1 protein-coding gene is annotated in these 7,048 nt (G+C 61.8%); it reads right to left on the reverse strand.

Translation table 11 applies throughout. The annotated features are described in order from the left end of the window. Nucleotides 1-7,048 (reverse strand): non-ribosomal peptide synthetase (locus tag KQH55_RS16200; protein WP_235091690.1); only part of this gene is annotated, 7,048 nt, incomplete at both ends.

The raw sequence follows: 7,048 nt of genomic DNA on the forward strand, positions 1-7,048 counted from the left end.
GTGCGTGCTCCGCACACACGCCTGCACACTGCCGTCCAGCTCCACACGCAGCGGCAGCGTATTGATAAAGAGCCCCATCGCACGATCAGCACCCTCACCCGCCTGCATGCGTCCGAACAGCACGGTGCCAAACACCACCCGTTGTTGGCCACTCGCGCGGGCGAGCACCTGCGCCCACGCCAAATGACATAGGCTCGCTAAGCTCACGCCTAGGCGCCGCGCATGCACACGCAGCCGATCGTTCAACGCCGACGGCAGCATCCGGTGTGACTCGCTCACGTCACTGCCGTCGCCCTGTACCTGCGCGAGCCCAAACGGCAGGGTCGGCTCCACATCCGCGAGCAGCTCGGTAAAAAAGCGCGTATGCTCGGCTTCACTCACACCTAGCCTCGCTTGCGCGACCAGATGGCGGAACGGCTGCGCCGGCGGCAGCATGTCGCCTCGCCCCTCGATGAATGCGCGCACCTCCGCGTGCATCACCTCCAGCGTCGAATGATCGCCAATCAAATGGTGCAGCCGCTGCATGAGCAGCCAGCGCCCCTCACTATCCTGGGCGATCGCACAGTGCAGCAGCGGCGCTTGCGTCAGATCCAGCCGCGTATGACGCGGATCAAAGCGCCGCGCTAATTGCTCGGCGATCGGCCCGTCAGCGGCGTCTAACGTCAGCTCGGTGATCGGCAACCGCGCGTGGCGCCACACCACTTGCGCGGGCATCGACACGCCTTCCCACACGAACGCGGTGCGCAAAATATCGTGCCGATCGATCACCTGCTGCAGCGCGTGCAGATACTGGTCAAGCCGCGCTCGCGTGTCAAAGGCCAACTGCACCATCAGCAGATACGGATCGCCGTCGCGCGCGAGTAGATGGTGAAACAGCAGCCCGTCTTGAAGCGGCGACAGAGCATAAATGTCCTGGATATTGGCCACACCTTGCGGCACCTGCTCGACAATCTTGTCAATGTCCGCTTGCGTCAGTTCAATAAGCGGCAGCATCGACGGCGTAATCGCACTCGTGTCGGGTGTGATCACGTTGGGCGGCATCACCACGTCACAATGCTGACCCAATGACTGGGCCAGCGCGCTAAGCACCGGCGTGTCGAATAGCGCGCGCACGGATAACCCGACTCCCCGACGCCGCAGACGCTCAATCAACCGCACCGCCAGCAGCGAGTGGCCCCCGAGCGCAAAGAAGCTATCGTGCCGGCCCACACGTTCGACACCCAATAGCTCCGCCCAGATCGCCGCCAGCGTCGTCTCAAGCTCGCTTTGCGGCGCTTCATACGCTTGATGCGCCAGCGCGTCAGCGTCCGGTTCGGGCAGTGCACGCCGATCGAGCTTGCCGTTCGGCGTCAGCGGCCACGCATCGAGCCGCACGAATGCGCTGGGCACCATATACTCGGGCAGGCTCGCCGCCACCTGCGCGCGCAGTGTGCTCGCGAGCTGCTCGTTCGCTTCGGCCTGCACATACGCCACCAGCCGCTTCGCCGAGCCTTCACCGGTTGCTACCACCACCGCATCACGCACCTGCGGATGTGCCGTTAAGCACGCTTCGATCTCCCCCGGTTCAATCCGAAAGCCGCGGATCTTCACTTGCTCATCGTTGCGTCCCAAGAATTCTAGGTTGCCGTCCGGTAAATACCGTGCTAAATCCCCCGTCTTGTACATCCGCGCATCCGGTGCATCCGAGAACGGATCGCGCACAAAGCGCTCGGCAGTCAACTCCGGACGGTTCAGGTAGCCACGTGCCACACCGTCCCCACCAATGTACAGTTCCCCAACTGCGCCCAGCGGCACCGGCTGCCCGTGCGCATCGAGCAGATAAATTTTCAGGTCTGGGATCCGTGCGCCAATCGGATTACCCGCTTGCTTACTGTCCTGCTGCCGAAGTGGCCGATACGTCACATGCACGGTCGCTTCGGTAAGCCCATACATGTTCACCAATTGCGGATGATGCTCGTCGTGCGTGGCATACCATGCCTGCAAGATAGCAGGCTCCAGCGCCTCCCCGCCCAAGATCACGTAGCGTAATTGATCCGATAAGGCGCTGTGTGCTTGGCTGGCCATCAACGCCTTAAACGCACTGGGGGTCTGATTTAAGACGGTGACGCCCTGCTCACAGATCAACTGGTAAAAAGCGTCGGCAGAGCGAGCAATTGAATGGGGCACAATGACAAGCTTGCCACCATAACGCAGTGCGCCCGACAGCTCCCAGACCGAGAAATCGAACGCAAACGAGTGAAACAGGCACCAAGTATCATGCTCGTTAAAGCCATACCACGGTTGCGTCGCCTCGAACAGCCGCACCACTTGCGCATGTTCGACCATCACGCCCTTTGGGGTGCCGGTCGAGCCCGACGTGTAGATCACATACGCCAGATGCCGGGCCGTCAGACCCGCCACCGACGGATTCGTGTCCGGCAACGCCGGCAGCGTAGTCGGATCGAGCACTGTGCACTCGGCCAGCGCCGCCTCGCCCAACGCAGCGCGCCCGGCTGCATCCGCCAGCACAATGCTGGGTGCCGCATCAGCGAGAATGTGCGCCAAGCGCTCGCCTGGGTAGCTCGGGTCCAGCGGCACATACGCACCCCCGGCCTTTAAAATCGCCAGCAGCCCCACGACCAGCGCCGGGCTGCGCTGCACGCAGATTGCCACCCGGGTATCCGGCTTGACACCTAACTCAATCAACTGGTGCGCGAAACGATTGGCTCGGGCGTTCAGCTGCGCATAACTGAACGTTTGGTCTTCATAGACCAGCGCTGGCGCCTCGGGCGTGCGCTCGACCTGTGCTTCGAATAGCTGATGCACGCACCGATGTTTTGGATACGCCTGCTGCGTCGCGTTCCATGTCTGCAGCAGCAACTGGCGCTCGGCCGGTGACAGCAATTCAAGCGTTGCGACTGGCTGCTGGGGGCACGCCACCATGGCGCGCAACATCGCCTGCAGATACCCGACGTGCCGCTCGATCGTGGATCGCTCAAACAGCGCCGTCGCATACGCTAAGCTGCCGATGATCTCGTCACCTGCCTCAGATAAGTTCAGCTCGATATCGAACTTTACGACGTCATACTCGAGCTCAGCCGGCGTGGCCGTGAGCCCAGGTAGGCGCCACTTGCCTGGCTCATTGTTTTGCCACGCGAACATCACTTGAAACAGCGGCGTATGATTCAATTGACGCGGCGGCTGCACGATCTCCACCACTTGCTCGAACGGTAGATCCTGGTGTGCTTGTGCGTCCAACATCGTACGCCGCACGCGCGCGAGCAGCTGGGCGGTATCGGGCTCACCCGACACATCCACGCGCAACGCCAGCGTATTGACAAAGAAGCCGATCAACGGCTCGATGGCGGCATGCCCGCGATTGGCACTGGGTGTGCCGATGACCACGTCGTCCTGGCCTGACAGGCGCGCGAGCACCGCGCTCCATGCGGCAAGCACCGTCATAAATAGCGTGGTGCCGTGCTCCGCGCTTAAGCGCTTCAGTGCTTGCGTGGTTGACGCATCGATCTGCACCGGCACGTGCGCGCCGGCAAACGACTGTTGCGCTGGGCGCGGCCGGTCCGTCGGGAGCGCCAGCAGCACCGGCGCATCGGCCAGCGTCGCACGCCAATAGTCGCTCTGTGCTTGAAGCCGCTCACCCGTGAGCCATTGTCGTTGCCACGCCGCATAGTCCGGATACTGAACCGCCAGCGGTGGCAGCGGATCGACTTGGCCGGCTGTGCTCGCCGCGTACAGCGCACTGAACTCGCGCGCGAGCACCCCGATCGACCAGCCGTCCGACACAATATGGTGTTGCGTGAGCAGCACCACGTGTTCATCATCGGCCACTTGAATGCCGCACGCGTGAATCAATGGGCCGCGCGCCAGATCGAGAGGCGCGTGCGCGGCTTCATGACGCAAGCGGGCCAGTTGCACCTGCGCATCCGGCACCCCACGCAGATCATGCCAGCGCAGCGGCACACCCGTGTGCGCCGGCAGCAGCCGCACCTGCGGCTGACCGTCAACACTGACAAACGTCGAGCGTAGCGCTTCATGACGCGCGAACAACGCATCCAATGCCTGTTGCCAGGCCACTCGATCAAGCGGCCCGCGCACATGTAGCGCCAGCGGCATATGATACGACTCACTGACCCCATCGAGCTGCGCGAGGAACCACAGCCGCTGCTGCGCGAACGATAGCGGCAAACTGCCGTCACGTGAGACCGGCGTGATCTCGGGCCGCGCCTCGGTGCCTTGCTGCCAGTGGGCTTCAAGCGCCGCGGCAAACGCGGCCAATGTGGGCGTCGTAAACAAGGTCGCCAGCGGCACGTCGGCACCGAGCATTCTCACCCGGTTCATCAACCGCACCGCGAGCAGCGAGTGGCCCCCGAGCGCAAAGAAGCTATCGTGCCGGCCCACACGTTCGACACCCAATAGCTCGGACCAGATCGTCGCCAGCGTCGTCGCGAGCTCGCCTTGCGGCGCTTCATACGCTTGATGCGCGAGCGCGGCGTCATCCGGTGCGGGCAGTGCACGCCGATCGAGCTTGCCGTTCGGCGTCAGCGGCCATGCGTCCAGCCGCACAAAGGCACTGGGCACCATATACTCGGGCAGGCTCGCCGCCACCTGCGCGCGCAGTGTGCTCGCCAGTGGCTCATCCGCTTCGGCCTGCACATACGCCACGAGCCGCTTCGCCGAACCCTCACCGGTTGCTACCACCACCGCATCACGCACCTGCGGGTGCGCCGTTAAGCACGCTGCAATCTCCCCCGGTTCAATGCGAAAGCCGCGGATCTTCACTTGCTCATCGTTGCGCCCCAAGAACTCCAGATTGCCGTCCGGTCGGTAACGCGCCACATCCCCGGTCTTATACAGCCGGGCCCCCGCTTCATCGGAGAACGGATCCGGCACAAAGCGCTCGGCGGTCAACGCCGGGCGGTTCAGATAGCCCCGTGCCACCCCGGCGCCACCAATATACAACTCACCGACCGCACCGAGCGGCACCGGTTGACCGTGCGCATCGAGCAGATAAATTTTCAGGTCTGGGATCCGTGCGCCAATCGGATTACCCGCTTGCTTACTGTCCTGTTGTCGAAGTGGCCGATACGTCACATGCACGGTCGCTTCGGTAAGCCCATACATGTTCACCAATTGCGGATGACGCTCGTCGTGCGCCGCATACCACGCCTGTAAGAGCGTCGGCTCTAGCGCCTCCCCGCCCAAGATCACATAGCGTAATTGATCCGATAAAGCGCTATGTGCTTGGCTAGCGATCAACGCCTTAAACGCACTGGGGGTCTGATTTAAGACGGTGACACCCTGCTCACAGACCAACTGGTAAAAAGCGTCGGCAGAGCGGGCAATCGAATGGGGCACGATGACAAGCTTGCCGCCATAACGCAGTGCACCCCACAGCTCCCAGACCGAGAAATCGAACGCAAACGAGTGAAACAGGCACCAAGTATCATGCTCGTTAAAGCCATACCACGGTTGCGTCGCCTCGAACAGCCGCACCACTTGCGCATGTTCGACCATCACGCCCTTGGGCGTGCCGGTCGAGCCCGACGTATAGATCACATATGCCAGATGCCGGGCCGTTAGGCCCGCCACTGATGGATTGGTGTCCGGTAATGCCGGCAGGGTAGCCGGATTGAGCACCGTGCACTCAGCCAGCGCCGCGTCGCCCAATGCAGCGCGCCCAGTCGCATCCGCGAGCACCATGTTCGGTGCCGCATCAGCGAGGATATGCGCCAAGCGCTCACTCGGATAGCTCGGATCCAGCGGCACATAAGCGCCACCCGCTTTTAAAATCGCCAACAACCCCACGACCAGCGCGGCACTACGCTGCACGCAGATCGCCACCCGGGTGTCTGGCTTGACACCCAGGCCAATCAGCTGGTGTGCCAAGCGATTGGCTTGTGCGTTCAGCTGCGCATAGCTCAACGTTTGGTCTTCATAGACCAGCGCCGGCGCTTCGGGCGTGCGCTCAACCTGTGCTTCGAATAGCTGGTGCATGCACACGTGCGATGGATACGCCTGCTGCGGCGCATTCCATTCGACTAGCAGCCGATGCCGCTCGTCAGCGTCGAGCAGATCGATGCTGTCAATCGGTTGCGTAGCATCGGCAGCGAGCACCTGCATGAACCGGATAAACCGGCGCTGATGCGCGTCGAGCATCTCCGCAGTGTAGCAAGCAGGATTGGCATCAAAGTCGATCCGTAATTGACGGCTATTGGATGTCCAATAGACATTGAGCATCAGATCCTCAACCGGACCCGCGAGCAGATTATGGTTCGTCGATGAATGCCCGCCAAACGACAGCGCGTAGTCAAACGGCATCACGTTGATCTTGATGCCGAATAGTAACTGCCCGGGCGGCAGACCAAGTAGACGCCGCAGTGCTTCGCTCGGGTAGCGTTGGTGCCGCAGCCCGCTTTGCATCGCCTGCGCGGCCTGCTGCATGAATGACGACAGGTTCATCCCTGGTTGTATTGTGAGCCGCAGTGGCAATGTATTGGACTTCATACTAGGAATATGCCGGTCTGCACCGAAGCGGGCCTTGACCGGAAGACCCAATACGACGTCTTGCTCACCCGTGAATCGATAAAGATACGCGGCCATCGCCGCCGTCATAAACTGCGTTAGCCGAGAAGCGTCCGACGCAGTGTCACCCAGCGCCTGGGTGGCCAGGTAAGTCGTCTGACGCAACCGCTGCTGTAAAGCCGGAGCGGCACGGTTGGCCAGTGTCGCAGGCTCAGACCAATTGGCGCAGTGCTTGAGCCAATACGCTTCGTCCTTCTCCCGCTGCGCGGAGCTCTGATACTGTGCATCGCTTTCTAACAACGTCAGCACCGAGCCCAACGTATAGGACGCGGGCTCATTCCCAGCACACAGCGCGCTATACACGTATGCAACGCGTTGCGCGATCAGGTACTGGCCATAGCCATCCATCATGATATGGTGATAGCGCTGATACCAAAACCACTGCTCGGGCGCGACTTTCAACAATGCATACTGGAAAAGCGATCCCTGCACTAGATCCACCGTCTGTTCATAATCGGTGCGCATCCAC

Origin of the sequence: Mycetohabitans sp. B3 (assembly GCF_021498065.1) — a bacterium.
In the GTDB taxonomy this organism is placed as follows: domain Bacteria; phylum Pseudomonadota; class Gammaproteobacteria; order Burkholderiales; family Burkholderiaceae; genus Mycetohabitans.